General features: G+C 63.8%; 27 protein-coding genes and 1 pseudogene. 13 read left to right on the top strand and 15 right to left on the bottom strand.

Annotated features, from left to right (window positions below):
• Positions 1-30: 30 nt before the first annotated feature.
• Entirely contained in the window at positions 31-1,077 is a 1,047-nt protein-coding gene (gene egtD / locus ABIC76_RS20435) for an L-histidine N(alpha)-methyltransferase (RefSeq protein WP_354535070.1), read from the bottom strand.
• A gap of 516 nt (positions 1,078-1,593) precedes the next feature.
• Here egtD and ABIC76_RS20440 point away from each other — a divergent pair.
• Entirely contained in the window at positions 1,594-2,286 is a 693-nt protein-coding gene (locus ABIC76_RS20440; RefSeq protein ID WP_027677840.1) for a TerC family protein, read from the top strand.
• On the opposite strand, the gene ABIC76_RS20445 is transcribed toward ABIC76_RS20440, so the two are convergent.
• On the bottom strand, positions 2,283-3,284 hold the full coding sequence (locus ABIC76_RS20445) for a threonine dehydratase (protein WP_354535045.1): 1,002 nt from the start codon (positions 3,282-3,284) through the stop codon (positions 2,283-2,285). The two genes, ABIC76_RS20440 and ABIC76_RS20445, sit on opposite strands and share 4 nt — an antisense overlap.
• Before the next feature lie 210 nt (positions 3,285-3,494).
• Here ABIC76_RS20445 and ABIC76_RS20450 point away from each other — a divergent pair, with 210 nt between their 5' ends.
• Together ABIC76_RS20450 and ABIC76_RS20455 are read left to right on the top strand one after the other, a co-directional pair.
• Complete coding sequence (locus ABIC76_RS20450; protein ID WP_206275575.1) at positions 3,495-4,289, top strand: thymidylate synthase; 795 nt, start codon at positions 3,495-3,497, stop codon at positions 4,287-4,289.
• Between the two features lie 4 nt (positions 4,290-4,293).
• Positions 4,294-4,797: a dihydrofolate reductase gene (locus tag ABIC76_RS20455; protein ID WP_354535046.1), complete on the top strand. Its 504-nt coding sequence runs from the start codon at positions 4,294-4,296 to the stop codon at positions 4,795-4,797.
• Between the two features lie 63 nt (positions 4,798-4,860).
• Here ABIC76_RS20455 and pmbA read toward each other — a convergent pair whose 3' ends face one another.
• Positions 4,861-6,234 carry a metalloprotease PmbA gene (gene pmbA, locus ABIC76_RS20460; protein WP_206275577.1) on the bottom strand — a complete coding sequence of 458 codons (1,374 nt, stop codon included), beginning with the start codon at positions 6,232-6,234 and terminating at the stop codon, positions 4,861-4,863.
• A 93-nt stretch (positions 6,235-6,327) separates the two neighbouring features.
• Between pmbA and yjgA the strand changes: the two genes are divergently transcribed.
• Both yjgA and mog read left to right on the top strand, forming a co-directional pair.
• Positions 6,328-6,945: a ribosome biogenesis factor YjgA gene (yjgA, locus tag ABIC76_RS20465; protein WP_308217190.1), complete on the top strand. Its 618-nt coding sequence runs from the start codon at positions 6,328-6,330 to the stop codon at positions 6,943-6,945.
• On the top strand, positions 6,942-7,589 hold the full coding sequence (gene mog / locus ABIC76_RS20470; RefSeq protein WP_354535047.1) for a molybdopterin adenylyltransferase: 648 nt from the start codon (positions 6,942-6,944) through the stop codon (positions 7,587-7,589). Before yjgA ends, mog begins: the two co-directional genes overlap by 4 nt.
• Here the strand turns inward: mog and orn are convergent, their stop codons facing one another.
• Complete coding sequence (gene orn / locus ABIC76_RS20475) at positions 7,590-8,237, bottom strand: oligoribonuclease (protein ID WP_374220483.1); 648 nt, start codon at positions 8,235-8,237, stop codon at positions 7,590-7,592.
• A 76-nt stretch (positions 8,238-8,313) separates the two neighbouring features.
• Here orn and ABIC76_RS20480 point away from each other — a divergent pair, with 76 nt between their 5' ends.
• The 3 genes from ABIC76_RS20480 to ABIC76_RS20490 are packed head-to-tail and all read left to right on the top strand — an operon-like array spanning position 8,314 to position 10,862.
• Positions 8,314-9,573, top strand: coding sequence for a M48 family metallopeptidase (locus tag ABIC76_RS20480; RefSeq protein WP_354535048.1), 1,260 nt, complete (start codon positions 8,314-8,316; stop codon positions 9,571-9,573).
• Positions 9,570-10,517 carry a ribosome small subunit-dependent GTPase A gene (gene rsgA / locus ABIC76_RS20485; protein ID WP_354535049.1) on the top strand — a complete coding sequence of 316 codons (948 nt, stop codon included), beginning with the start codon at positions 9,570-9,572 and terminating at the stop codon, positions 10,515-10,517. Before ABIC76_RS20480 ends, rsgA begins: the two co-directional genes overlap by 4 nt.
• Before the next feature lie 30 nt (positions 10,518-10,547).
• On the top strand, positions 10,548-10,862 hold the full coding sequence (locus tag ABIC76_RS20490; protein WP_102064804.1) for a hypothetical protein: 315 nt from the start codon (positions 10,548-10,550) through the stop codon (positions 10,860-10,862).
• Between the two features lie 36 nt (positions 10,863-10,898).
• Here the strand turns inward: ABIC76_RS20490 and ABIC76_RS20495 are convergent, their stop codons facing one another.
• From ABIC76_RS20495 to rpsP, 6 genes are all read right to left on the bottom strand, one after another.
• Positions 10,899-11,840: a CobD/CbiB family protein gene (locus tag ABIC76_RS20495; RefSeq protein WP_027677851.1), complete on the bottom strand. Its 942-nt coding sequence runs from the start codon at positions 11,838-11,840 to the stop codon at positions 10,899-10,901.
• A 107-nt stretch (positions 11,841-11,947) separates the two neighbouring features.
• Complete coding sequence (locus tag ABIC76_RS20500; RefSeq protein WP_102064803.1) at positions 11,948-12,652, bottom strand: CoA pyrophosphatase; 705 nt, start codon at positions 12,650-12,652, stop codon at positions 11,948-11,950.
• Between the two features lie 104 nt (positions 12,653-12,756).
• Positions 12,757-13,143, bottom strand: a complete 387-nt coding sequence (rplS, locus tag ABIC76_RS20505; RefSeq protein WP_012761581.1) for a 50S ribosomal protein L19 — start codon at positions 13,141-13,143, stop codon at positions 12,757-12,759.
• Between the two features lie 73 nt (positions 13,144-13,216).
• A complete protein-coding gene (gene trmD, locus ABIC76_RS20510) occupies positions 13,217-14,005 on the bottom strand; it encodes a tRNA (guanosine(37)-N1)-methyltransferase TrmD (RefSeq protein WP_027677853.1) in 789 nt (262 codons plus the stop codon).
• 23 nt (positions 14,006-14,028) lie between these two features.
• Positions 14,029-14,580 (bottom strand): ribosome maturation factor RimM, encoded by a 552-nt coding sequence (gene rimM, locus ABIC76_RS20515; RefSeq protein WP_354535050.1) that lies wholly within the window; start codon positions 14,578-14,580, stop codon positions 14,029-14,031.
• Between the two features lie 133 nt (positions 14,581-14,713).
• On the bottom strand, positions 14,714-14,968 hold the full coding sequence (gene rpsP, locus ABIC76_RS20520; RefSeq protein ID WP_012761578.1) for a 30S ribosomal protein S16: 255 nt from the start codon (positions 14,966-14,968) through the stop codon (positions 14,714-14,716).
• Between the two features lie 145 nt (positions 14,969-15,113).
• Here rpsP and ABIC76_RS20525 point away from each other — a divergent pair, with 145 nt between their 5' ends.
• From ABIC76_RS20525 to ABIC76_RS20540, 4 genes are all read left to right on the top strand, one after another.
• On the top strand, positions 15,114-16,187 hold the full coding sequence (locus tag ABIC76_RS20525) for a PQQ-dependent sugar dehydrogenase (RefSeq protein ID WP_354535051.1): 1,074 nt from the start codon (positions 15,114-15,116) through the stop codon (positions 16,185-16,187).
• A gap of 193 nt (positions 16,188-16,380) precedes the next feature.
• Positions 16,381-16,770, top strand: coding sequence for a hypothetical protein (locus tag ABIC76_RS20530; protein ID WP_024973149.1), 390 nt, complete (start codon positions 16,381-16,383; stop codon positions 16,768-16,770).
• A gap of 126 nt (positions 16,771-16,896) precedes the next feature.
• On the top strand, positions 16,897-17,070 hold the full coding sequence (locus ABIC76_RS20535; protein ID WP_206275584.1) for a hypothetical protein: 174 nt from the start codon (positions 16,897-16,899) through the stop codon (positions 17,068-17,070).
• Between the two features lie 190 nt (positions 17,071-17,260).
• Complete coding sequence (locus tag ABIC76_RS20540; protein WP_102064800.1) at positions 17,261-17,716, top strand: NINE protein; 456 nt, start codon at positions 17,261-17,263, stop codon at positions 17,714-17,716.
• Here ABIC76_RS20540 and ABIC76_RS20545 read toward each other — a convergent pair whose 3' ends face one another.
• The 3 genes from ABIC76_RS20545 to ABIC76_RS20555 all read right to left on the bottom strand — a co-directional run bounded on the left by ABIC76_RS20545 (position 17,717) and on the right by ABIC76_RS20555 (position 21,105).
• Positions 17,717-18,841, bottom strand: coding sequence for a PA0069 family radical SAM protein (locus tag ABIC76_RS20545; RefSeq protein ID WP_354535052.1), 1,125 nt, complete (start codon positions 18,839-18,841; stop codon positions 17,717-17,719).
• 82 nt (positions 18,842-18,923) lie between these two features.
• On the bottom strand, positions 18,924-20,543 hold the full coding sequence (locus ABIC76_RS20550) for an alkaline phosphatase D family protein (RefSeq protein ID WP_354535053.1): 1,620 nt from the start codon (positions 20,541-20,543) through the stop codon (positions 18,924-18,926).
• A gap of 64 nt (positions 20,544-20,607) precedes the next feature.
• Positions 20,608-21,105 (bottom strand): Lrp/AsnC ligand binding domain-containing protein, encoded by a 498-nt coding sequence (locus tag ABIC76_RS20555; protein WP_354535054.1) that lies wholly within the window; start codon positions 21,103-21,105, stop codon positions 20,608-20,610.
• Positions 21,106-21,228: 123 nt separating this feature from the next.
• Between ABIC76_RS20555 and ABIC76_RS20560 the strand changes: the two genes are divergently transcribed.
• Positions 21,229-22,518 (top strand): D-amino acid dehydrogenase, encoded by a 1,290-nt coding sequence (locus ABIC76_RS20560; RefSeq protein ID WP_354535055.1) that lies wholly within the window; start codon positions 21,229-21,231, stop codon positions 22,516-22,518.
• A 67-nt stretch (positions 22,519-22,585) separates the two neighbouring features.
• Here the strand turns inward: ABIC76_RS20560 and ABIC76_RS20565 are convergent, their stop codons facing one another.
• A complete protein-coding gene (locus ABIC76_RS20565) occupies positions 22,586-24,370 on the bottom strand; it encodes an acyl-CoA dehydrogenase (RefSeq protein WP_354535056.1) in 1,785 nt (594 codons plus the stop codon).
• A 168-nt stretch (positions 24,371-24,538) separates the two neighbouring features.
• A pseudogene (locus ABIC76_RS20570) lies at positions 24,539-24,679 on the bottom strand (electron transfer flavoprotein subunit alpha/FixB family protein); the annotation flags it as partial.

Here is a 24,679-nt window from a genome sequence, read left to right on the forward strand (position 1 = left end):
ACCGGCCCGCCTGGTGTTCTGCCGCCCGGCCTAGCGGCCCACGCTCGCGTGGCAGACGGCAAAGTCGCCGCTGACATCAGTCCAGGCATGCAGGTCTTCGAAGCCGGCGTCGGCAAACATCGCGTGCAGGCTCGGCAGGTCGTATTTGACGGAGTTCTCGGTGTGCATGCGTTCACCCGCGACGAAGGCGCGCGCGTGCTTGCCCCACCGCACCGTGACGTCGCGACGCGCTTCCAGATGCATCTCAACGCGGTGCGCCTCTGCCCGGTACAGCGCGACATGGCGCCAATCCCGCACGTCGAAATTCGCACCCAGGAGGCGATTCAGGTTGCGCAGCACGTTCAGGTTGAAGGCCGCCGTCACGCCGAGCGGATCGTCGTAAGCGGCTTCGAGCCGTTGCGCGTCCTTGATGAGGTCGATGCCGATCAGCACGCTGTCGCCCGGAGCCGAAGCGTCGTGCAGGCGCGACAGAAATGCCCCCGCCTCTTCCGGCGTGAAGTTGCCGAGGCTCGAACCGGGGTAAAACCAAACGCGGCGCCCGTCGCCGACGGCATCGGGCAGCACCAGCGGCGCACACAGATCGGCGCCAATGCCGACCATCGGCAATTGCGGATGCTGACGCGCAAGCCCACGCAGCGTATCGCGGAGGAAATCTGCCGAGATATCGATCGCCACATACCGCGACGGTGCCAGCGTGCGGAACAGGCGCGCGGCCTTTTCGCAGTTGCCGGCGCCCAGGTCGATCAACGTGGCACCGCGCCCCACACGCAGCGCGATCTCGGCCGCATGCAGGCTGAAGATGGCGGCTTCGGTGCGCGTCGGGTAGTACTCGGGCAGATCGGTAATCGCTTCGAACAGTCGCGAACCGAGGGCGTCGTAGAAGAACTTCGGGCTGATGCTGGCCGCAGAGGCGAGCAGGCCCGCCTCCGCCTCAGCACGCAGCGCAGCGTCGTCTTCCGTAAAGAGCTGGTAGAAGGTCAAGCCCGCGCCAACGGCGTCGACCGTGGGCTGCGGCTGGATCAAACGGGCCAGCGCGCGGCGGGCATAGGCATCGGCGGACGGCTTGGTGGCCTGCATGGTGTCTCCCGGTGTGGGTGGAACGGCGCGGTGCTGCATGGTCATGAAGGCCTTCGACAGCGAGAAATGTGCCATCGCGCCCATGCCATCACCGCAGGCCCGTGGCGCGCGGATGAAATTGCAGCGTAGACGCCGCTTTGTGACAGCGCCACCGTTCTTTCGCCGGAGGCGGCCACAACGCACCATCTCGCCGTTCGTAAAAATCACCCACGCCGCTGAAAAAACCGCGCACAACGCGCACGCATGCCAATGTTGCGTTTTTGCAGCGCACAATCGGCCTGCTGCGATATAATGCGGACTTCCTCAAAGGGGAGTAGCTCGGGGGTTCTTCAGCCCCAGGCACGATCGTCATGACGAAGCGCACGCTTCCGGTCGTGCCGGCACCAGCAGGTTCCCAACCTGTGCGTGTCGAGCAAGACCTTTGCAACCGGATTTCATGGTCTGCAAAGCGTCTCGCCCCAGCACTCCATGCAGTTCGGTCAACCGATTTTTATTGTTGTTTGACTTGGAGCCACCATGGAATGGTTGTCTGACATTTTCACCATGCAGTTTGCTGCCGCGCTGGCATCGATCATTGTGATCGACCTTGTGCTGGCGGGCGATAACGCCATCCTCATCGCGCTGGCTGCGCGCAACCTGCCCCCCGAGCTGCAGAAGAAAGCCATCATGTGGGGCGCCGCGGGTGCCATCGTCGTGCGCGCCTTGATGACGCTGGCAGTGGTGTGGCTGCTGAAGATTCCAGGCCTGATGCTCGTCGGCGGTCTGGCGCTGGTGTGGATTGCGTGGAAGCTTCTCGCTGACGACGGCCAGGGCGGCGATGAACACGGCGCGGGCAGCACCACGCTGATGGGCGCCATGAAGACCATCATCATCGCCGATGCGGTGATGGGCATCGACAACGTACTCGCCATTGCCGGTGCGTCGCACGGCAGCTTCCTGCTGGTGGTGCTGGGCCTGCTGATCAGCGTACCGGTCGTGGTGTGGGGCAGCGGCGTGGTACTGCGCCTGATCGAGCGCTTCCCGATCATCATCTATGGCGGCGCTGCGGTGCTGGCTTATACGGCGGCGCACATGATCGTGGCCGAACCGGTTCTCAAGGCGTTCTTTGCCGCGCAGCCGCCGCTCAAGTGGGCCGTGTATGTGGTGGTGTTCCTGATCGTGCTGGGCGGCGGTTGGCTGGTGCAACGTCGCCGCCAACAGCCTGCCTAAGGCAGGATCGGCTGACCGGCAAGCACGCGCGCCAGCTTGGCGCGGTCGATGTTTCCGCCGGTCAGCGGCAGGCCGACGCGCTGGCCGGCCACCTGCTCGCGCTGCTGCCATGCCCCCGCCAGGGCTGCGGCGGCAGCGCCCTCGGCCACGTTGTGGGTGGTCGAGAAATACAGGCGAATCGCCTCCGCCACTTCGTCGTCCGTCACCGCAATGATCTCGTCGACACCGGCACGGATGACCTCAAGCGCGTTCGCGTCCGGCGTGCGGCACGCCAGCCCGTCGGCCAGCAGCGTCGACACTGGCGCCGACACCGCCGTACCGCTTTTGAACGACTGCTCGTAGCATCGTGCATGTGCCGACGCGACGCCGACAATGCGTGTCGACAGCCCCAACGCATCGCGCGCCCGTACCGCCGCGCAAATCCCGGAACCCATGCCGATCGGCACGTAGACCACATCCAACGGTGTGGCCTCCAGAAACTCGAGCCAATAGCTCGCCACCCCGACGACCAGATCGTCGTGATACGAAGGGACAAAGTGCAAACAGCGTTCAGCGGCCAGTTGATCGGCCGCCTCGCGGCTGGCCTGGAAGTCGTCGCCCGCTTCGATCAACTCTGCGCCGAGCGCGCGCATGGCCGCGTTCTTCTCCACGCTATTGCCATGCGGCACAACGATGGTCACCGCAATGCCGTTGCGACGCGCCGCCCATGCAATCGACTGGCCATGATTGCCACGCGTCGCGGCGATCACACCGCGCACGTGAGGCTCGCGTTGGCGCAGGGCATGCAGATAGGTCAGCCCGCCCCGAAGCTTGAACGCACCCACTTCGGTGTGGTTCTCATGCTTCACCCACACCGCTGCGCCCATGGCTTGCGAGAGCAACGGCCAGCAATATTGCGGGGTCGGCGAAATCACCGCATGAACCACGCCGGCCGCCGCGCGCAGATGTCGCAATTCGGCGGCCCAGTCCAGCGACGCAGAGGTAGCAGTGAGCGACATGGTTTCTCCAGCTGACAGTTGACGCGATAGGGCCATCTTGCCCTCCCCGCGCGTCTGGCAACATCGACAATTCCCCGCTTTGTCAGCCCAGCTGTGCCGTTCATTCGACCGGGCCAGTTTCCTGACACTGCCGGTACAGTCGACGCCGCGCCGGTCACGTTACAATGCGGCTCACGATTTCAGACGCCCCGCCTCTTCGCCCGCGCTCGCATGAAGCCCTATCTCGACCTGATGCGCCATGTCTACGAACATGGCACCGACAAAGCCGACCGCACCGGCACCGGCACGCGCTCCGTATTCGGCCACCAGATGCGCTTCAACCTTCAGGACGGCTTTCCGCTGGTCACCACCAAGAAGGTGCACATCAAGTCCATCGTCTATGAGCTGCTGTGGTTCCTCCAGGGCTCGACCAACGTGCGCTGGCTGCAAGACAACGGCGTAACGATCTGGGACGAATGGGCTGATGCCGACGGCGAACTGGGCCCCGTCTACGGCTCGCAATGGCGCTCGTGGCCGACGCCCAACGGCGAACACATCGACCAGATCGCCGAGCTGATCGCGCAGATCAAGCGCAACCCCGATTCGCGCCGGCTGATCGTCTCTGCCTGGAACGTGGCGGACATCCCGCGCATGAAGCTGCCGCCCTGCCACGCGTTCTTCCAGTTCTATGTGGCCGACGGCAAGCTGTCGTGCCAGCTCTACCAGCGCAGCGCCGATATCTTCCTCGGCGTGCCATTCAACATTGCGAGCTACGCGCTGCTCGTGCACATGGTTGCACAGCAGACCGGCCTCGATGTGGGCGATTTCGTCTGGACCGGCGGCGACTGCCATCTCTACAACAACCACTTCGAACAGGTGGAGACGCAACTCGCGCGCGAACCGCTGCCGCTGCCGAAGCTGATCATCAAACGCAAGCCCGAGAGCATCTTCGATTATCAGTACGAAGACTTCGAGATCGTCGGCTACCAGAGCCACCCCGCGATCAAAGCGCCGGTGGCCGTGTAACCGTATGACCATCCTCACGCTCATCGTCGCCCGCGCCCGCAATGGCGTGATCGGCCGCAACAACACCCTGCCCTGGCGCCTCCCCGAAGATCTCGCGCACTTCAAGCGCACGACCATGGGCGCGCCCATCGTGATGGGCCGCAAGACGTACGACTCGATCGGCCGTCCGCTGCCGGGCCGTCGCAACATTGTCGTTACGCGCAATGCCAAGCTCGAACTGCCCGGCTGCGAAATCGCGTATTCGATGGAAGACGCGCAGCGCCTGTGTGTGGGCGCCGAGCAGATTTTCCTGATCGGCGGCGCGCAACTGTATGCGGATGCCCTGCCGAGCGCGGATCGCCTGATCGTGACCGAGATCGACGCCGATTTTGAAGGCGATGCGCACTTTCCCGCGCCGGACCCCAAGATCTGGCGCGAAGTCTCCCGCGAGACGCACCACGCGGCAGCACCCAACGATTTCGACTACGCGTTCGTGACCTATGAACGTCCGCCATCGGACGAGCAGTAACGCCAGCAGGCAATAAAAAACGCGCTCAGTTTCGAGCGCGTTTTTCATTTCGGCTGGGGCGATTTATTCGCCGGCAATCGTCATCTGTTCGATGAGGATCGAGCCCGTTTCCTTCGTACCGCGCACCAGCGCATCCGCGCCGATGGCGACGATCTGGCGGAACATCTCGCCCAGGTTGCCGGCAATCGTGATCTCCTCCACCGGATACTGGATCACGCCGTTCTCGACCCAGTAGCCCGACGCGCCGCGCGAATAGTCGCCGGTCACGTAGTTCACGCCCTGGCCCATCAGTTCGGTCACCAGCAGGCCGGTACCCATACGGCGCAGCATGCCGGCAAAATCATCCTGGGGCGTTGTCTTGTCGGAGAACAGCGTCAGGTTGTGCGAGCCGCCCGCATTGCCGGTGGTCTGCATGCCGAGCTTGCGCGCGGAATACGTCGACAGGAAGTAGCCCTCCACCACGCCGTTCTTCACCACATCGCGGCGCTGCGTACGTACGCCTTCCTCGTCGAAGGGCGCGCTGCCCATCCCGTTGAGGACATGTGGGTCTTCCTTGATCTGCACATGCGGTGCGAAGACTTCCTTGCCGAGCGTATCGAGCAGGAACGTCGACTTGCGGTACAACGCGCCACCCGACACTGCCTGCACGAACGCGCCCAGCAAACCTGCCGCGAGCGGCGCCTCGAACAACACCGGGCACTTGCGGGTGGTCAGGCGGCGCGCGCCCAGACGTGCCAGCGCGCGTTCCGCGGCGTATTTGCCGATCGCTTCCGGCGCGGCCAGATCGTCCGGTGAGCGCTTCGACGAGTACCAGTCGTCGCGCTGCATATGCGCGCCCGAACCGGCGATCGGCGCGGCCGAAATGAAGTGACGCGAATATGGGTAGCCGCCCATGAAACCGCGCGACGTGGCCAGCACGAAGTGCGAATGCTGCGCCGAGATGCTCGAGCCATCGCTGTTGCGGATTTTCGGGCTCACGGCAAAGGCAGCGGCTTCCGCGGCGCGTGCGATCTCCACGGCGGCCTCGGCATCGATCATCCACGGGTGATACAGCTGCAGGTCTTGCGGGTGCTTCTCCAGCAGTTCTTCTTCTGCCAGGCCGGCGCAGTCATCGTCGGCGGTGAAACGCGCGATGTTGTAGGCGGCCTCGACGGTGGATCGCAATGCCGCTGGCGAGAAATCCGACGTGCTGGCGTTGCCGCGCTTCTTGCCCAGCATGACCGTCACGCCAACGACCTTGTCGCGGTTCTGCTCGATGGTCTCGACCTCGCCCTTGCGCACCGTGACCGACAGGCCCTGGCCTTCGGAGATTTCCGTCGCGGCATCGGAGGCGCCGAGTTCGCGTGCAATGCGCAGCACATCGGTGGCCATCTCTTCGAGTTGTTCGCGGCGGTAGGCAAACACTGGGGCGGTCTTGGAATCGAGCGTTTGAGACATAGGCAATGGAGGGGAGAAACGGGTGCCGCGATTTTGCCAAAAGCGGGCAAGAACTGGCGGAAACGCCCATCATAGCAAGATACAATGCGCGCCATGAGCCGAGCATCCCGACATAACCCCACGTATCTGCAACCCGTCGTGCGCACCGACATCGGTGACGAGGACGATCCGGATACGCCCAAGAGCAAATCGCAGCGCAAGCGCGAGGTCAACGCCTTGCAAGACCTGGGCGCCGCCCTGGAAGCGCTGCCCAAGGACAAACTCGCCAAGGTGCCGCTGCCTGAAAAGCTGGTCGACGCCCTGCGCGAGGCCAAACGCACCACTGCGCATGAAGGCAAGCGCCGCCAGATGCAGTACATCGGCAAGCTGATGCGCGCGCTGACCGACGAGGAAGTCGAGGCCATCCGCCGCGTCCTCGCCACCTTCGTCGGCGCCTCCAAGGCCGAGACTGCACGCCTGCATGCCATCGAACGTTGGCGCGATCGCCTGATCGCCAGCGACGACGCCATCACCGAGTTCATTGCAGCGCACCCGGATGCCGACGTGCAGGCCCTGCGTACGCTCGTGCGCAATGCACGCAAGGAAGCGCAGCTGGCCAAGCCGCCCAAGTCGTCGCGCGAACTGTTCCAGATGGTCAAGCAGGCCCTGTCCGGCAACGACCGCGACGAAGACGATGCCGATCAACCCGAAGCCGAAGACGACGAAGCATGACAGCCCCTGCCCCCTCCGCGCCGATCACACGCCGCCACGCCGACGAGCTGATCGTCGGTTTTGTGTCGATTTCGGACCGCGCCTCGGCCGGCACGTATCAGGATGAAGGGATTCCGGCGCTGCGCGACTGGTTTGGCGCCGTGCTGTCTTCGCCGTGGCAAGGGGTGGAACGCCTGATTCCGGACGACCAGGCCACGATTGCCGAAACGCTGATCGACCTCGTCGACCATGCCGGCTGCGATCTGGTGCTCACTACGGGCGGCACCGGCCCGACGCGCCGCGATGTGACGCCTGAGGCCACGCTGGCCGTCGCCACCAAGGAAATGCCGGGCTTTGGCGAGCAGATGCGCCAGATCAGCCTGCATTTCGTTCCGACGGCGATCTTGTCGCGCCAGGTGGCGGTGATCCGCGAGACGCCCTCACGTGCTGCGCTGATCATCAACCTGCCGGGTCAGCCGCGCGCCATCAAGGAAACGCTCGAGGGCTTGAAGGATGTGGAGGGCCGCGCCACGGTGCCGGGCATCTTTGCGGCCGTGCCTTACTGCATCGACCTGATCGGCGGCCCGTACATCGAGACGCATGACAGCGTGGTCAAGGCTTGGCGCCCCAAGCACGCTGTGCGCGCAAAACCGCTGCAGGTCTGATTACGGGGCGACGGAAGACGCCAGCGCCTCAGCGTCCGGCGTTTGCGGCACGTCGCGGATGAAGTGCTCGCGGTAATAGCGCAGCTCTTCGATCGACTCGATGATGTCTGCGAACGCCGTGTGCCGCTGGTGTTTCGTAAAGCCCTTGGCAATGGCCGGCTGCCAGCGCTTGCAGAGTTCCTTCAGCGTGGAGACGTCCAGGTTGCGGTAATGGAAGTACTCCTCCAGCTTGGGCATGTAGCGCGCCATGAAGCGGCGGTCCTGGCAGATGGAGTTGCCGCACATCGGCGACTTGCTCTTCGGCACCCACTTCTTGAGGAATGCCAGGAGTTCCGCTTCCGCTTCCGCTTCGGTCGTGGTCGATGCCTTGACCTTGTCGATCAGGCCCGAACGGCCATGCGTGCCCTTGTTCCACGCGTCCATGCCGTCGAGCAGCTCGTCGGATTGATGGATCACCAGCACGGGGCCTTCAGCCAGGATGTTCAGCTCCGAATCCGTCACCACCACGGCCACTTCGATGATGCGGTCGTTCTCAGGGCTCAGGCCGGTCATCTCCATGTCGAGCCAGACCAGGTTGTTGTCGCTCTTGGCAGCAACACGGTTCGGAGTCGAGGGGGATGCGGCGGACGGGGAAACAGGGGTACTCACTGGGGTGCTCACTCAAGGGCCTTGAGAAAATGACTGAAGGCTATAATTTTCGCATATCTGATAGGTGTTTCCCCATATGCCCGCCTTTACCGCTGTCTTCCTGATCGCCCTTGTCCTGATGTCCGCCACGCGCCTGTGGCTGGCCGCGCGGCAAGTCCGTCACGTCGCGCGTCACCGCGATGCCGTGCCCGCGCAGTTTGCCGAGTCGATCACACTGGACATGCACCGCAAGGCCGCCGACTACACCATCGCCCGCACGCGCCTGGCGATGCTGGAAGTGCCGGTTCAGGCAGCCCTCCTGATCGCGCTGACGCTGCTCGGCGGGCTGAACTGGATCAACCAGGCCTGGCTGGGGGTGTTTGGCCCCGGCTACGCGTATGGCGTGGCGCTCATCGCGTCGGTCATCGCGATCAGCAGCGTGGTCGAGTTGCCGTTTTCGCTGTATGCGCAGTTTGTCGTCGAGGAGCGTTTCGGCTTCAACCGCATGACGTTCAAGCTCTGGCTGGCCGACAACCTCAAGGGCCTGGCCATCGGGACCGTGCTGGGTCTGCCGCTGTTGCTGGCAGTGCTCTGGCTGATGGACAAGATGGGCGCGCACTGGTGGCTGTACACCTGGGTCGTGTGGATGGCGTTCATGCTGTTTGTGCAGGCCATCTACCCCAACGTCATCGCGCCGCTCTACAACAAGTTCACCCCGCTGCAGGACGAAGAGATGCGCTCGCGCATCGAAAGCCTGCTCAAGCGCTGCGGCTTCGCCAGCAAGGGCCTCTTCGTGATGGACGGCAGCCGCCGCAGCGCCCACGGCAACGCCTATTTCAGCGGCTTTGGCGCAACCAAGCGCATCGTCTTCTTCGACACGCTGCTCGCCCGGCTGAATCCGTCCGAGATGGAAGCCGTGCTCGCCCATGAACTTGGGCATTTCAAGCGTCATCACATCACCAAGCGCATTGCCGTGACTTTCGTGCTGAGCCTCGGTGCGCTGGCGCTGCTCGGCTGGCTCATGACGCGCACGTGGTTCTACCTCGGTCTGGGCGTGGCGCCCAATCTGTTCTCCGACAACCATGCGCTGGCGCTGATGCTGTTTTTCCTGGTGCTGCCCGTATTCACGTTCTTCATCTCGCCGCTGGCGAGCCTGTCGTCACGCAAGGACGAATACGAAGCGGACGCCTTTGCCGCCGAGCACGCCGACGCCAATCAACTTGTCTCGGCGCTGGTCAAGCTGTTCCAGGACAACGCATCGACGCTCACGCCAGACCCGGTTTACTCAACGTTCTACTATTCGCACCCGACTGCATCGCAGCGCGTGGAGCGCCTCGTGCAGGCCCGCGCGGCATGACGCGCGGCAAACCGGGCCGCGCCCATAAGCAGGCTGCCACTGGCGAACATGGGCTCGTCATCGCCGCGCACGGGCGCCATTACCTAGTCGAACGCCAAGGGGGCGGTTTCCTGCAATGCTTCCCGCGGGGCAAACGCAGCGAATGCGCCGTGGGCGATCGGGTGGTCTATGAAGCCACCGCCGTCGATCAAGGCGTCGTGGTCCGTGTGGACGAGCGCCGCAACCTGCTCTACCGCTCCGATCAGTTCAAATCGAAGGTGCTGGCCGCGAATCTGGATCAGGTCATCATCATGCTGGGCACCGAGCCGAGTTTTTCGGAAGACCTGCTCGGCCGCGCGCTCGTCGCCGCAGAATCCCTCGGCATCACCCCGCTGATCCTGCTCAACAAGATCGACCTGACCGCGCGACTGGAGACGGCTCGCTCACGCCTGGCGCTCTATCGAGACCTGGGCTATACCATCGTCGAACTGACCGTGCACGGCGCGCCGGAAGCCGCGCATGCCGCGCTTGAACCGCACGTGGCGAGGCGCGCTTCGATCCTGATCGGGCAATCTGGCATGGGCAAGTCGTCGCTGCTGAATCTGCTGATTCCCGGCGTGGACGCGCAAACGCGCGAGATCTCCGAAAAGCTCGACTCCGGCAAGCACACCACCACGTTTACGCGGCTCTATCACCTACCCGCAGATTGGGGCCAGGGCGGCGTGCTGATCGATTCGCCGGGCTTCCAGGAATTCGGCCTGCATCACCTCAGCGAAGGGATGCTGGAACGCGCCTTCCCGGAGTTCCGTCCGCGCCTGACCGAGTGCCGCTTTTATAACTGCCGGCACCTGCAGGAACCCGGCTGTGGCATTCTCGGCGCGATGGCCGAGGGCAAGATCGATCCACGCCGTCACCAGCTTTACGCGCAATTGCTGCACGAATCGGAACAGCAGAAGCCTTGGTAACGGCTTCGTCATAAGCTCGTGGAGGGTGGGATGAAGTTGCTGATCAGCAGTCCATCGCTCGGCATGGCGGCGCACTGGCAGAACGTCCTGTCCGCCGCCGGCATTCGCACCGAGCTGCGCAACATCTACTTGAGCAGTGTGGCGGGCGACGTCCCGCCGCAGGATTGCGCAGCGCAGGTCTGGCTGGTGAACCCCGCGCAGGAAGCGCAGGCCCGCGTACTGCTCGAGCAGGCGCAGCACCCGCCGACCGGCCCCGCATGGCGTTGCGCCTATTGTGGAGAGAGTCATGAACCGCAGTTCGCCCAGTGCTGGCGCTGCGGCAAAGACCGCGAGAACGCGGCGTGATTGATCGATTCTTCAGCGGCTAGCTGCCGTGCCCCATCAGCCAAGCCAGACGGCAATCGACAGCATGGCCAGCAGCAGCATCCACAGCACCACCGCGCGCCACACCAAGCCCACCGCTGACTGCAGCGTGCGCACGTTCGGCTCCTGCCCTACTTCCATCGGATAAGCGCCGTCCTCATCGGCAATGCTATCGGCCGAATCGCGTTGCGGAATGGGCGTACCAAGACGCACGCCGAGCGCGCCGCCACCCGCTGCCAGCAGGATGCCGTTCACTTCGTCGTTCCACTTGGCCGCACGGTTGCGCCACGCGTACACGGCATCCTCAAAGTTGCCGACGATGGAGAAGCCGATCGCAGTCAAGCGCGCGGGGATGTAGTCGATGACGAAAAACGCCTGACGGGCGAACAGACCAAGCGCGGGACTGCGTTCCGTCGACGTATCGCTCCAGTGGCGAGCGAGGTATTCAGCGCCGCGGTACAGCACCACACCCGCCGGCCCAATCGGCACCAGGAACCAGAAGAACACGCCAAACACGTGACGATGCGCCGCCACGATCGCGCATTCGAGCGTATGGCGGACGATCTCATTGACCGGCATGTCTGTCGTGTCGCGTCCCGACCATTCGTTGAGCAGCAGGCGCGCGGTGACAACGTCATCGCTGCGCAACGCCTCGTGGATATCGGTGAAGTAGTGGCTGAACTGGCGGAAGCCGAGCGTCAAGTACACCATCAGCACGTTCCACAGGAACGCCAGCCCGAGACTGATCGACGACAGCAGGTAGTGCACCAGCGCCACGACCACCACGGCCGGCAGCGTGACCACGCACCAGGCGAGCACGGCATCGCGACGATGGCCGGTATCGAACCATTCTTCTGCCCGCGCTGCCAGTGCGCGCACGACGTCGTAGATCGGGTTGTCCCGGCTGAGCGCACGGAACTGTTCGAGAATCAGCGCGCAGAGTACGGAGAAAAAAGTCATTGGAAGGGCGTTGCGAAGGCGCGGATTACGCCGTGAATGCGATGTGCAAGACGATAGCACACAGCGTGCGCGCAACAGCGCACAGGAAGCCCATATTCGCGCCGACGCTACGCTGCCAGCAGGTGATAGAGGTTGCGCAGCATGCCGGCCGTCGCACCCCAGATGAAATGATGGCCGGCGTCAGGTGCGTGGTCGGATCGTCCAGACCGTCGATAAGGCATCGCATAGAAACGACGCACCCGGTCTTCCCATCGCAGCTCCCGCACTTGGTGGTTGGCCGGATCCATCAAAAAGGCCAGCGGCACTTCAAACACTTCGGCGACTTCACTGGGGTCCGGCTGCAGGGTGAAATCGGGCGCGAGCAATCCGACAATCGGGCTCACGTGAAAACCCGTTCCGGTGATGTAGTCCGGCAAGCGACCGATGACTTCGATGTGATCGGCACTGATGCCAACCTCTTCCATCGTCTCGCGCAGCGCCGTGTCGACCATGTCGCGGTCAAACTCTTCGCGTCCGCCGCCCGGGAAGCTGACCTGGCCGGCATGTTGGCTAAGCGACGCATTGCGCTGCGTCAGCAGCACCGTGAGCCCCGCCTCGCGCTGCACGAGCGGTACGAGCACCGCCGCCTCGCGCAGCTTAAGCGACGCATCGATCAGGCGGGATTCATCCGTCTGCTCCGGGTGCCAGTCGGGCTGCTTCTGCAACCGCTCGCGCACGAACTCCGCCGTCAGCCGCGAGCCCTCAAGCGCCGGCAACGATGCCTCGGTCGGCACCACCGGCAACTGCTCAGGATCGAACACGGGACGGCGCATCGGATGGGAATGAAGGTTGTGGGCGGAAGACATACATGTGGTCAATCTTCTGCCGCAAAAGAGAAAAAAGGCACCCGAAGGTGCCTTTTCGCAACGCGCGCAGATTACTCCGCAGCGGCTTCCTTGCGCTTGAAGGTCAGCTTCTCCTTGATGCGTGCCGACTTGCCCGAGCGTTCGCGCAGGTAGTACAGCTTCGCACGGCGCACATCACCGCGACGCTTCACTTCGATGCTGGCCAGCAGCGGCGAGTACAGCTGGAACGTACGCTCCACGCCTTCGCCCGAAGAGATCTTGCGAACGATGAAGGACGAGTTCAGGCCACGATTGCGCTTGGCAATCACGACGCCTTCATACGCCTGCACACGCTTGCGGGTGCCTTCAACGACGTTCACGTTGACGATCACGGTGTCGCCAGGGGCGAACGGAGGGATCGTCTTGTTGGCCGTCAGGCGCTTGATTTCTTCCTGCTCGATTTGCTCGATGAGATTCATCTTTTTCTCCTTGACCATCATGCCGGCGTTTTGCCCAGTCGGTAGACCGCGGCCCCGGTAGAGGATGGGAACTTCACTTGGCCGAGCCTTCCGGACTGGAAGCCTCTGACCCCTTTGCCGTTATCGCCGCGGCAGCGAGGAAAACCTCATCGCTGCGGGACAACAAACCCTGCTTGCGCGCCGCCTCGATCAGATCGGGCCGCTTGCGCATCGTGTTCAACAGCGCCTGCTGGCGGCGCCACTTCTCGATTTCGGCGTGATGGCCACCCAGCAAGACATCGGGCACACGCACACCTTCGTACTCTTCGGGCCGCGTGTAATGCGGGCAGTCGAGCAAGCCGTTGACGAAACTGTCCTGCACCGCCGACTGCGCATCGCCCAGCACACCCGGCAACTGCCGCACCACTGCGTCGATGATCGCCATCGCCGCAATTTCGCCGCCGGACAGGACGAAATCGCCAAGGCTGATTTCCTCATCCACGCGACGGTCGACCAGACGTTGATCAATCGCTTCGTAGCGCCCGCACAGCAACGTGAGCGCCGGCAACTGCGCCAGCTCCATCACCCGCTTGTGCGTCAGCGGCTTGCCCTGCGGCGACAGCAGCACCACATGCGACGCCGCCGGGGCTTGCGCCTCATGAATCGCGTCCAGTGCAGCTTCCAGCGGCTTGGCCAACATCACCATGCCTGGGCCGCCGCCGTAAGGGCGATCGTCCACGGTGCGGTAGTTGTCCGTCGTGAAATCGCGCGGGTTCCAGGTGCGTAACGTGTACACCTGCTGTTTGGCTGCGCGGCTGGTGATACCCCAGTCCGTCAGCGCCCGAAACATGTCCGGAAACAGCGAGACGACGTCGAACTGCATCGCCGAATTCTCCGGCCGCATGTTCAGTAATCCAGACCCCAGTCGACGACGATGCGCTTGCCTGCCACATCCACCGACTTCACGTAAACCTCGACAAACGGCACCAGTCGCTCGACCTCGCCTTCACCAACGATACGCAGGATTTGATGCGCACCGTTGTCGATCAGGCCGCTCACCGTGCCAAGCGTTTCCTGCTGCTCGTTGACGACCGTGGCGCCGATCAGATCGACCCAGTAAAACTCGTCATCTTCAGGCTCAGGAAAGTCGGCCCGGCTGACCCACACGGTATAGCCGCGCAGTGCTTCCGCGACATTCCGATCCGGCGCGGCAGGCGAACCCGCCACCACCGTACCGCTGTGCTCACGCGACGTGCCGACGGGAAACACCCGCCAGTCCGCCGACGCCGCTGGCCCGGAAGCAGGCTTGAGCCACCAGGTGCGGGCATTCAGCAGCGCATCGGCGTCGCCGTGCAACTGGACCTTGATCCAGCCACGAATACCGTAGGCCCCACCCACATAGCCCACCTCGATGAGATCGTCGGGGAGGGTCGGATTGGAGCCCGTACCCGGGCGCATGGCTTGCAACCGCTCGGCAACCTTTTGTGAGATTGCCTGCGTTGCAACAGCCACAGGACCGGGCCGTGTCGATCCAGCGCGCGTCACAGCAGGATGTGCTCGGACGGCACCGTCGATCGACCCATGCTAAAACTTAGGCAGCAGCCTTCTTGGCGCTTTGCTTCACCAGACGGGCAACCGTCGGCGACAGTTGTGCGCCCACGCCTTCCCAGTAGGTCAGGCGGTCTTGCACGATGCGCAGACCTTCTTCGCCTTCACCGGCGAGCGGGTTGTAGAAACCGACGCGCTCGATGAAACGGCCATCACGGCGGTTACGCGAGTCGGTCGCAACGATATTGAAGAACGGGCGCTTCTTGGAGCCACCGCGGGCCAGACGGATCACGACCATGGATCTTTTCCTTGAAAAACTGGGTATGCGTACAGAGAAACACGCAAGTATAGCGCAATTTCTCCGACCAAACAAACACTTAGGCGTGACGAAGCGATGTGGCTGGCCGCGCTCGTGGCACGGGCGATACGCAAGGCTGGCGGTTATGCTCGCCGCTTGGCTTGCGGCTGTGCCCGCAGCGCTTGCCAGGCTGCCCGTCGAGTCAGTGCAAGTACCGCCCGGCTTCCATGTCGAAGTGCTCACCGACGCGATGCCGGCGGCACGTGAAATGGCCCTCTCCCCGGCCGGCATTCTTTATGTCGGCAGCCGGGCTGGCAAAGTTTACGCGATGTCGTTGCGGACGCCGGGTGCGCCTGTCCGCGTGGTGGCGTCCGGCCTGCAACTGCCCGTCGGCGTTGCATGGCGTGACGGCAATCTGTATGTGTCGGCCGTTTCGCGTGTGCTCAGGCTCGACGGCATCGACCACCGGCTCGACAATCCGCCGCAGCCCGTTGTCATCACCGACAAGCTGCCGACGGAAACCCATCACGGGTGGAAATTCATCGCGTTCGGCCCGGACGGCAGGTTGTATGTGCCGGTAGGCGCACCCTGCAACATCTGCCGCCCCGATGAAAACCGGTACGCCAACCTCATGCGCATGAACGCAGACGGCAGCAGACTGGAACTGGTGGCGCGCGGCATCCGCAACACGGTCGGCTTCGACTGGCATCCGAGCACGCACGAATTGTGGTTCACGGACAACGGCCGCGATCTCATGGGTGACGACGTGCCAGACGACGAACTGAACCGCATCACCAAGCCCAATCCGCACTTCGGCTACCCGTTCTGCCACGCTGGCGACGTTCCGGACCCGGAATTCGGCGCCGGGCATCCGTGCGGCGACTACGTGCCGCCCGCCGCAAAACTTGGGGCCCACGTAGCCGCGTTGGGTATGCGATTTTATGCAGGCAGCAGCTTTCCGTCGGCGTACCGGAACAACATCTTCATCGCCGAGCACGGGTCGTGGAACCGATCAGCGAAGGTCGGCTACCGCGTCATGCGCGTCGTATTGGACGCGGCGGGCAATGTGACGAGGCAGGAATCATTCGCCCAAGGCTGGTTGCAAGGCGAACAAGCCTGGGGTCGCCCCGCGGATGTGCTCGTGGCGCCCGACGGCAGCCTGCTGGTCTCCGACGACTTGGCTGGGGCGGTGTATCGCATCCACTACACCGGGAAATGACCTCTACGTCGCCTAACGCCCAGGCAAAGCGTGCACGAAACATCTCGTTACATGGGTAACGTTCGGACAGTGGATGCCCGCTGAGTGAAGCCTTACATTGACAGGCATGAACACGCGCTGTCGATCTCTCTTGCAACTGCCAAAAGCACGCAGCGCGTGGCGCTTTCGAATCCTTGCCCGACAGGAGATAGCCATGCCGATCCGCGCATTGCTTCGCCCCCTGGCGGCAGGCGTTCTGATCGTCGCCTCTGCGGGCGCTGTGGCTGCCAACGCATCGGCGCGTCAAACCGCCGTCGCCTTCGCAGAATCCACCATGCCCGCATGGACGCAAGCGGCACAGACCATGCCGCAGGAGCGTCCGTTGGTGGCGCAATTCTTCGCTGACAGCCGGGGCGAGCAGGCCGCCCGCATCCGCGCGCAGATGGAACGTATGGAAGCGCGCGCCCGGGCCGACGACCGCCTCAACGGCCGGATTCAGCCCCGCGACGGCGGCGGCCGCGGCGACTGGCAGCAGCAGGAACGCATGCGTCAGGAACGAGGAAACGGCGATCAAGGCAACTGGCGCGGCTCCCGCCGCGGTTGAGGCGCGTCGCTGCCACATTTCACATCCCGGAACTTGGCGGGGACGCCTGAGTCGAATTAGATGGCATGTACGCGCAGTTAATGCGACCGTGCCATCACACCAATCACAACGACAATAGGTGCCTCAATGTCATTCCCTCTCCACCGCCACGTGCGGCTTATCCTCGGTCTGGTCTGGACCACGGCATTCATGCTGATGCTGGCTCACCTGCTCTACGGTGTGCGCGACCAAGCACCTCGACTGCAGCAGGATTCGACGGTTTCGATGAGCGTGCCGTCGCTGCGTCCGGTTCCGATTTAGTGACCCTGCCTCCCCCGCCGCAAACGCTACGCAGCGTTGCGCGCCTCCGGCCAAACTGACGGCCAATTCCCCAAATTGCTGATGCGTCTTTAAGACGCGCTCCCGGCGCCGCCGTTTGGCTGCGCCGCGGTTGACGTTGGGCGTAGAATGCGCGGCGCTGTGCTGTCTTGCCGTGTGTTCATCGCCCGCTATGCCTACGACCGCCCCTCAAAAAAAATCCAAGCTGCTGACCGTGCTGCTCGCCTTCCTGTTCGGAAGCGTGGGCGCGCATCGTTTCTATCTCAAGGGCGGACGCGATTTCTGGGCATGGTCCCAGGTCTTTGCCACGGTGCTCGGTGTGGTGGGCGTGGCGCTGCTGTGGTCGACGCAGCGCGCGAGCGTCCCGGGCTGGGTCTGTGCGGTGATCGGCGGATCTTCGGTACTGGCTGGCTATCTCTCGGCGCTCGTCTACGGCCTGCGCCCCGACGAGAAATGGGACGCGCAATTCAATGCCGACGGCACGCCCACCCATTCGGGCTGGCCGGTCGTACTGCTCAGCATCCTCACGCTGATGATCGGCACGGGCCTGCTCATGGCCGGTCTCGCCATCACCTTCCAGACCTATTTCGAAACGCAGGTGCAAGCAGCGAAAGAGCTGTCGCAGTAATCAGAACAAGCTGCCCTGGCGCTCGTCAGCCGGTTTTCGCGGTTTGATGGCACGCGCGGGCGGCTTGAACTGGGAGGTGTCGAGCACCCGTTCGTTGTAGCGGTGGTAGCTGAAGCCGAGCCTGTCGGCGGCCTTGTAGAAACGCTGCCGCAACAAGTCGGCCCAGATGCCGGTGCCGCGCATGCGCGTGGCGAAATCCGCTTTGTAGTCCTGCCCGCCGTGCAGATCGCGGACGCGGTTCATCACGCGTTGCGCGCGGTCGGGAAAATGCGCCATCAGCCAGTCCTGAAACACCGCGTTCAGCTCATTCGGCAAGCGCAGCACGATGTAGCTGGCGTACGTGGCGCCCGCCTCGCGCGCGGCTTCCAGAATCTGCTCCATGTGGTCGTCGGTCACGAAGGGAATCATGGGAGCGACGCTGACACCCACCGGAATACCGGCCTCCGCCAGTGTGCGGATCGTGCGCAGGCGGCGCGATGGCGTGGCGGCCCGGGGTTCCAGCTTGCGCGCCAACTCGGCGTCGAGCGTGGTGATGGTGACGGCAGCTACGACAAGGTTCTTCGCCGCCATCGGGGCGAGCAGATCGATGTCGCGCTCGATCAATGTCGACTTGGTGATGAGCCCGACCGGGTGATCGCAATCGTGCAGCACTTGGAGCACATCGCGCGTGATGCGCAGTTCACGCTCGATCGGCTGGTACGCATCGGTGTTTACGCCCAGCGCAATCGCTTCGCAGCGGTAGCTGGACTTGGCCAGCGTTTCGCGCAGCACCTCGGCGGCATTGGTCTTGGCGAACAGCTTGGTCTCGAAGTCCAGCCCGGGCGACAACTCCAGATACGCATGCGTCGGTCGCGCGAAGCAATACACGCAACCATGCTCGCAGCCGCGATACGGATTGAGCGACACCCCGAACGGAATATCCGGCGACTGGTTGTGGCTCAGGATCGAGCGCGCACGCTCGATGGAGACGCTGGTCTCGATGCGTGGCGGCGCCTCATCCGGATCGAGATGCCCGACAAGCGGTTGCCAGCCGTCATCGACGCGCGTGCGCTCGTCGCGCTCGAAGCGGCCTTGCAGATTGGAAGTGGCGCCGCGTCCCTTGCGGGGAACGTGGCGGTCGGACATATCGGACACAGCGGAACAGAGTGGATGCGGGGGCTTGCTGATCCTATCGCATCCGCTCCTACCGCGCTGTGGGTGACGCTGGCTACGCCTCGGGGTCGAGCTTCACTTCCCAGAGCGATTTGCCGTCGAGGTCGTGCAGCGACACATGCATCGTGCGCGTGGCCGGGTCGATCTTGGCGCGGCCGTAGTACTGCTGCAGCGCCGCGGGCGACTGGTTCTGCGGATTGTCCTTGGGAATGCTGACGTAGCGCACGTCCGGCCCAAAAGTCTGATCCACTTCGTTCGGCCCGAACGTGCCGGCGTTGATCGGGCCGCCGACGAACTCCCAGAACGGTTTGAACTCCGTGAATTTGGCGCGCGACGGGTGGTAGTACGTCGCTTGCGCGTAGTGCACATCTGCCGTCACCCACACCACGTTCTGGATGTTCTCCTGCTTGATGAAGCGCAGGATTTCGGCCAGTTCCAGTTCGCGTCCCGACGGCGCACCGTCATCCGCATTCGCCCACGCTTCGTAGGTGCCCTTGGGCACATCGGGATTCAGATCGGGCACCACCAGCGAGATCGGCATGTCGCTGGCAATCACCTTCCACGTCGCCTTCGACTGCTTGAGCGATTGCTTCAGCCACGCCGCCTGTGCCGGACCGAGGAAGGCCGAATCGGCATCCAGGCGGGTCTGGCGGTTCGGTGAATTGCGCCCGCGATAGCTGCGCTCATCCAGCATGAACACGTCGAGCAGCGGGCCGTACTGGAACGCGCGGTAGATCTGCTCTGGGTCGATCGGATTGAAGCGAAACGGGTTGTACTCGAACATCGCCTGCTTCGCGCGGGCCGCCAGCAGCGACGCGCTGCGCTCCTGATAGCGCTTCTCTTCCGGGCCGATCTGCTGGCCGGGGTACCAGTTGTTGCGCACCTCGTGGTCGTCCCACTGCACGAGGAACGGCACCTCGGCGGAAAACGCGCGCTTGTTCTTGTCGAGCTGGTTGTAGGCAAAGGCGCCGCGATAGTCGTCGAGCGTCTGTGCAACGTGCGACTTGGCCTCGGTAACGAGGTTGGTCCACAGCGAGCCGTCGGGCAGTTTCACCTCGGCCTGGATCGGGCCGTCGGCATAGATCTGATCGCCGGAGTGGATGAAAAAGTCGGGCGATTCGCGGCGCATCGCTTCGTACAAACGATAGCCGCCGAAACGCTCGTTGATGCCCCAGCCCTGGCCCGCCTCGTCGCCGGAGAAGACGAAGCAGATCGGGCGATTGGCCGACACAGGCGCCGCGCGAAAGCGACCGGCAACCGGCTCGCTGAAGACCTTATCGTGCACCAGGTCCTGAAAGCGCACGCGGTAGAACAGGTCTGCGCCGGCAGGCAGGCCGGTCAGATCGACGCGGGCTGTCAGGCCGTTGCTTTCAAGTGCCGCTGGGCCAACGCGACGTGCGACGGTCTTAAAGGCGGCGTTCGTCGAGTATTCGACGATCATGCGTGCCGGACGGTCGGTGCGGCTCCAGACGATGGCGCTCTCAGCCGTGATATCACCGCTCATCACGCCGCCCGGCACTTGCGGACGCAGGCGCTCGGACGTCACCACGGCCGGTGCAGCGCCTTGGGCCAGCACCTCCGCCATACGCGAGCCGAGCAGCGCGGTGCCGCTGGCGGAAACAAGACCCTTGATGAGCGTACGGCGGGTCGGCTTGAAGATCGGCTGGTCGGACATGCGGGCTCCGGTGTCGGTGATGAAGATGCCGGCCAGCGTAAGGCGTTTGCGTGACAACGCTACGTCACGCGCCCTCTTCCGTGACGTCGATGGCGAGCGTCTCCTTGATCTCTTCCATCACGATGTAACTCTTGGACTGCACTGCGCCGGGCAGCTGGAGCAAGATGTCGCCCAGCAAGCGCCGGTATTCGCTCATCTCGCGAATGCGCGCCTTGATGAGGTAGTCGAAATCGCCGGAGACGAGGTGGCACTCCAGCACTTCAGGAATGCGCAGCACTTCGCGGCGAAACTGCTCGAACATGTTGCCGGATTTGCTGCCCAGGCTGATCTCCACAAACACCAGCAGCGACGCGCCCAGCATGGCCGGATTGAGCCGCGCGTAGTAGCCGAGGATGAAGCCCTCGCGCTCCAGGCGCTTGACGCGCTCGATGCACGGCGTGATGGTCAGGCCGACCGCCTCGGAGAGTTCCTTCATCGACAGGCGCCCATCCTTTTGCAGCAGGTCGAGAATGCGCCGGTCGAGCTTGTCGAGTGCCCGGAGGGGCTTACGCTGGGTTCGCATGGCCTAAAACACCCCAAAAATCGAAATAGTTTCTGTTTCCGATAAATATACAGAAACAATTACTGGAGTTGTACGAATACGATAGCGACATCTATCGTAAATGCATCTCCGGGGAGTATCACCATGCGCGTGCTCGTTCTTGGCAGCGGCGTGATCGGCGTGACGAGCGCCTATTACCTGGCCCGTGCGGGCCATGAAGTCACCGTCGTCGACCGCGAAGCGGGTCCGGCGCTGGAGACGAGCTTCGCCAACGCTGGCCAGATCTCGCCGGGCTACGCGTCGCCGTGGGCCGCGCCTGGCGTCCCGCTCAAAGCCATCAAGTGGATGTTCCAGCAGCACGCACCGCTGACGATCCGCCCCGACGGCACCCTGTTCCAGCTGAAATGGATGTGGCAGATGCTGCGCAACTGCGACGCCGCCAGCTATGCGCAGAACAAGGAGCGCATGGTCCGCCTGGCCGAATACAGCCGCGACTGCATCCGCGAACTGCGCGCCGATACCGGCATCGCCTACGAAGGCCGCCAGCAAGGCACGCTGCAAATCTTCCGCACCCAGCAACAGCTCGACGGCGCCGCGAACGACATCGCCGTGCTCGAGCGCGCCGGCGTGCCGTACGAACTGCTTTCGCGCGAAGACCTCGTGCGCAGTGAACCGGGCCTGGCCTCGACCCGCCACAAGCTGGCCGGTGGCTTGCGCCTTCCCAATGACGAAACGGGCGATTGCCAGCTCTTCACCACGCGCCTCGCCGCGATGGCGGAAAAGCTCGGTGTGCGCTTCCGTTTCAACAGCACGATCAACAGCCTCATCTTCAAGAACGATGCCGTCCGCGGCGCGCTGGTCGACGGCCAGCCGATGGACGCCGACCTTGTGGTCGTGGCGCTGGGCAGCTACAGCACGCCGTTCCTGAAGAACCTGGTGAACGTCCCGGTCTACCCGCTCAAGGGTTTCTCGATCACCGTACCGATGACGGATGCGGACAAGAGCCCCGTGTCCACCATCCTGGACGAGACCTACAAAGTGGCCGTGACGCGCTTTGACGACCGCATCCGCGTGGGCGGCATGGCGCAGATCGTCGGCTACGACAAACGCCTCGATCCGGGCAAGCGCAAGACGCTGGAATTCGTGGTCAACGATCTGTTCCCGGGTGCCGGTGATGTGTCGCGCGCGTCGTTCTGGACCGGCCTGCGCCCGATGACGCCGGACGGCACGCCCATCGTTGGTCAGACGCCCGTGCGCGGCCTGTGGCTCAACACGGGCCACGGCACACTGGGTTGGACCATGGCATGCGGCTCGGGCAAGCTGCTGTCGGATCTGGTGTCGGGGCGCTCGCCTGCCATCCGCTCCGATGACCTGTCGGTGTATCGCTACCTGGGCGGCGCGCCGATGCCCGCAACCAAGCCCGCGCTGGCCTGATCGCCTGCGCTGCATGCAATAAAAAAGGGAGGCCGAAGCCTCCCTTTTTTTGTCCTGCTGGTGCCGCTCAGAACTGGACTTCCGGCACCGCGCCGATCGTCTCGCCGCCCGTCAGGATCGACTGTGCGATACCCGGCGCCTGCGTGAGCAACACGTCTGCAAACACGCGTGCCGTGGCGATCTTCGCGCCGTAGAAGTTCGGGTCCTCACTTTCGCGGTCCGTGGCCACCAGTAGCGCACGGGCCATCTGCCAGCCCGACAGCACGATGCCGCACAGTCGCAGATACGGCACGCTGCCCGCAAAGACGGCGTTCGGCTGCGCCTTGGTCTGCGCAACCACAAATCGCACCACCGATTCCAGCGCCTCGCGGCCCGCCGCCAGACGCGCACGCATCGCGTCGCAATGCGCACCGCCCTTCGCCGCCAGGGCCGCTTCCACCTTGGCGATTTCCGCGCAGATGCCCAACGCCACCGCACCGCCGTCACGCACCGTCTTGCGGCCGATCAGGTCGTTGGCCTGGATGGCTGTGGTGCCTTCGTAGATCGGTAGGATGCGCGCATCGCGATAGAACTGCGCCGCGCCCGTCTCTTCGATAAAGCCCATACCGCCGTGCACCTGTACGCCCAGGCTCGTCACGTCGATCGACATCTCGGTGCTCCAGCCCTTCACGATCGGCACCAGGAATTCGTACAGCGCTGCGTTCTGCTTGCGTGCAGCGTCGTCGCCAGCGTGATGGCCGGCATCGCAGGCTGCGGCAGCCACGTAGGCCAGCGCACGCGCGCCTTCGGTCATGGCGCGCATCGTCAGCAGCATGCGCTTGACATCCGGGTGGTGAATGATGGGCACGGCCTTGGCAGCAGAGCCATCCACGGGGCGGCTCTGCACACGCTCGCGCGCATAGGCCACGGCCTTTTGGTACGCGCGCTCCGACACGCCAATGCCCTGCATGCCCACCGCATAGCGTGCCGCGTTCATCATGATGAACATGTATTCCAGGCCGCGATTTTCTTCGCCGACCAGTGTGCCGATGGCGCCCCCGTTATCGCCAAACTGCAGCACGGCCGTCGGGCTCGCCTTGATGCCGAGCTTGTGTTCGATCGACACGCAGTGCGCATCGTTGCGCGCGCCCAGCGAGCCGTCCGGATTGACCATGAACTTCGGCACCACAAACAGCGAGATCCCTTTCACGCCCTCCGGTGCGCCAGGCGTGCGCGCCAGCACGAGGTGGACGATGTTCTCGGCCATGTCGTGCTCGCCCCAGGTGATGAAGATCTTCGTGCCGAAGATCTTGAAGGTGCCGTCGCCCACGGGCTCGGCGCGCGTGCGCACGAGTGCCAGATCGGAGCCGGCCTGGGGCTCGGTCAGGTTCATCGTGCCCGTCCATTCGCCGGAGATGAGCTTGGGGACAAAAAGCTGTTTCTGCTCTTCCGTGCCGGCCGTCAACAACGCCTCGATGGCGCCATCCGTGAGCAACGGGCACAGCGCGAACGACAGGTTCGCCGCGTTCAGCATTTCGATACACGCCGTGGCAATCAGCTTCGGCAGGCCTTGGCCGCCGTATTCCACCGGATGCTGCACGCCCTGCCAGCCGCCTTGGCCGAACTGCGCGAACGCCTCCTTGAAGCCCGCGGTGGCCGTGACGACGCCGTCCTTCCAGCTGCTCGGGTTACGGTCGCCTTCCACATTCAGCGGCGCAACGACTTCACCGGTAAAGCGCGCGCTTTCTTCCAGCACGGCCTGCGCCGTGTCGGCGGTGGCGTCTTCAAAGCCGGGCAGCTTGGCGACGTTGTCCAGGCCGGCCAGTTCGTTCATCACGAACAGCATGTCCTTGACGGGGGCTTGATAGGTCATGTCTCTCTCCAACTCTCGTTAAGCGCGATCAGGACAGTGCCGCATCGAATGCGTGACGCGCTCTCCTGATGGCGCTCGCGTATAAAAAAGCCGTTTCCAAACAGGTCGGAAACGGCTTTGCGTCGGGCATTGCAGCGCGCCTTAACCAAGGCACGCCGCACAGTGCAATCAGCCCAGTGCGGTCACCAGCTCCGGCACGACGGCGTTCAGGTCGCCCACGAGGCCGTAGTCCGCCACCTGGAAGATCGGCGCTTCCGGATCCTTGTTGATCGCGACGATCACCTTCGAATCCTTCATGCCAGCCAAGTG

This window comes from Ralstonia sp. 1138 (assembly GCF_040544795.1).
GTDB classification, from domain to species: Bacteria; Pseudomonadota; Gammaproteobacteria; order Burkholderiales; family Burkholderiaceae; genus Ralstonia; species Ralstonia flatus.

Coding starts and splice junctions, on each gene's coding strand:
- ABIC76_RS20450 (WP_206275575.1), top strand. CDS start 3,495: ATGAAGCCCTATCTCGACCTGATGCGCCATGTCTACGAACATGGCACC.
- rplS (WP_012761581.1), bottom strand. CDS start 13,143: ATGAATCTCATCGAGCAAATCGAGCAGGAAGAAATCAAGCGCCTGACG.
- trmD (WP_027677853.1), bottom strand. CDS start 14,005: ATGCAGTTCGACGTCGTCTCGCTGTTTCCGGACATGTTTCGGGCGCTG.
- rimM (WP_354535050.1), bottom strand. CDS start 14,580: ATGCGCCCGGGTACGGGCTCCAATCCGACCCTCCCCGACGATCTCATC.
- ABIC76_RS20480 (WP_354535048.1), top strand. CDS start 8,314: ATGCCCGCCTTTACCGCTGTCTTCCTGATCGCCCTTGTCCTGATGTCC.
- pmbA (WP_206275577.1), bottom strand. CDS start 6,234: ATGTCTCAAACGCTCGATTCCAAGACCGCCCCAGTGTTTGCCTACCGC.
- ABIC76_RS20545 (WP_354535052.1), bottom strand. CDS start 18,841: ATGTCCGACCGCCACGTTCCCCGCAAGGGACGCGGCGCCACTTCCAAT.
- ABIC76_RS20500 (WP_102064803.1), bottom strand. CDS start 12,652: ATGCGCCGTCCCGTGTTCGATCCTGAGCAGTTGCCGGTGGTGCCGACC.
- ABIC76_RS20540 (WP_102064800.1), top strand. CDS start 17,261: ATGCCTACGACCGCCCCTCAAAAAAAATCCAAGCTGCTGACCGTGCTG.
- mog (WP_354535047.1), top strand. CDS start 6,942: ATGACAGCCCCTGCCCCCTCCGCGCCGATCACACGCCGCCACGCCGAC.
- ABIC76_RS20530 (WP_024973149.1), top strand. CDS start 16,381: ATGCCGATCCGCGCATTGCTTCGCCCCCTGGCGGCAGGCGTTCTGATC.
- rpsP (WP_012761578.1), bottom strand. CDS start 14,968: ATGGTCGTGATCCGTCTGGCCCGCGGTGGCTCCAAGAAGCGCCCGTTC.
- ABIC76_RS20440 (WP_027677840.1), top strand. CDS start 1,594: ATGGAATGGTTGTCTGACATTTTCACCATGCAGTTTGCTGCCGCGCTG.
- ABIC76_RS20490 (WP_102064804.1), top strand. CDS start 10,548: ATGAAGTTGCTGATCAGCAGTCCATCGCTCGGCATGGCGGCGCACTGG.
- ABIC76_RS20560 (WP_354535055.1), top strand. CDS start 21,229: ATGCGCGTGCTCGTTCTTGGCAGCGGCGTGATCGGCGTGACGAGCGCC.
- yjgA (WP_308217190.1), top strand. CDS start 6,328: ATGAGCCGAGCATCCCGACATAACCCCACGTATCTGCAACCCGTCGTG.
- ABIC76_RS20550 (WP_354535053.1), bottom strand. CDS start 20,543: ATGTCCGACCAGCCGATCTTCAAGCCGACCCGCCGTACGCTCATCAAG.
- ABIC76_RS20525 (WP_354535051.1), top strand. CDS start 15,114: ATGCTCGCCGCTTGGCTTGCGGCTGTGCCCGCAGCGCTTGCCAGGCTG.
- ABIC76_RS20445 (WP_354535045.1), bottom strand. CDS start 3,284: ATGTCGCTCACTGCTACCTCTGCGTCGCTGGACTGGGCCGCCGAATTG.
- ABIC76_RS20535 (WP_206275584.1), top strand. CDS start 16,897: ATGTCATTCCCTCTCCACCGCCACGTGCGGCTTATCCTCGGTCTGGTC.
- rsgA (WP_354535049.1), top strand. CDS start 9,570: ATGACGCGCGGCAAACCGGGCCGCGCCCATAAGCAGGCTGCCACTGGC.
- ABIC76_RS20565 (WP_354535056.1), bottom strand. CDS start 24,370: ATGACCTATCAAGCCCCCGTCAAGGACATGCTGTTCGTGATGAACGAA.
- egtD (WP_354535070.1), bottom strand. CDS start 1,077: ATGCAGGCCACCAAGCCGTCCGCCGATGCCTATGCCCGCCGCGCGCTG.
- ABIC76_RS20495 (WP_027677851.1), bottom strand. CDS start 11,840: ATGACTTTTTTCTCCGTACTCTGCGCGCTGATTCTCGAACAGTTCCGT.
- ABIC76_RS20455 (WP_354535046.1), top strand. CDS start 4,294: ATGACCATCCTCACGCTCATCGTCGCCCGCGCCCGCAATGGCGTGATC.
- ABIC76_RS20555 (WP_354535054.1), bottom strand. CDS start 21,105: ATGCGAACCCAGCGTAAGCCCCTCCGGGCACTCGACAAGCTCGACCGG.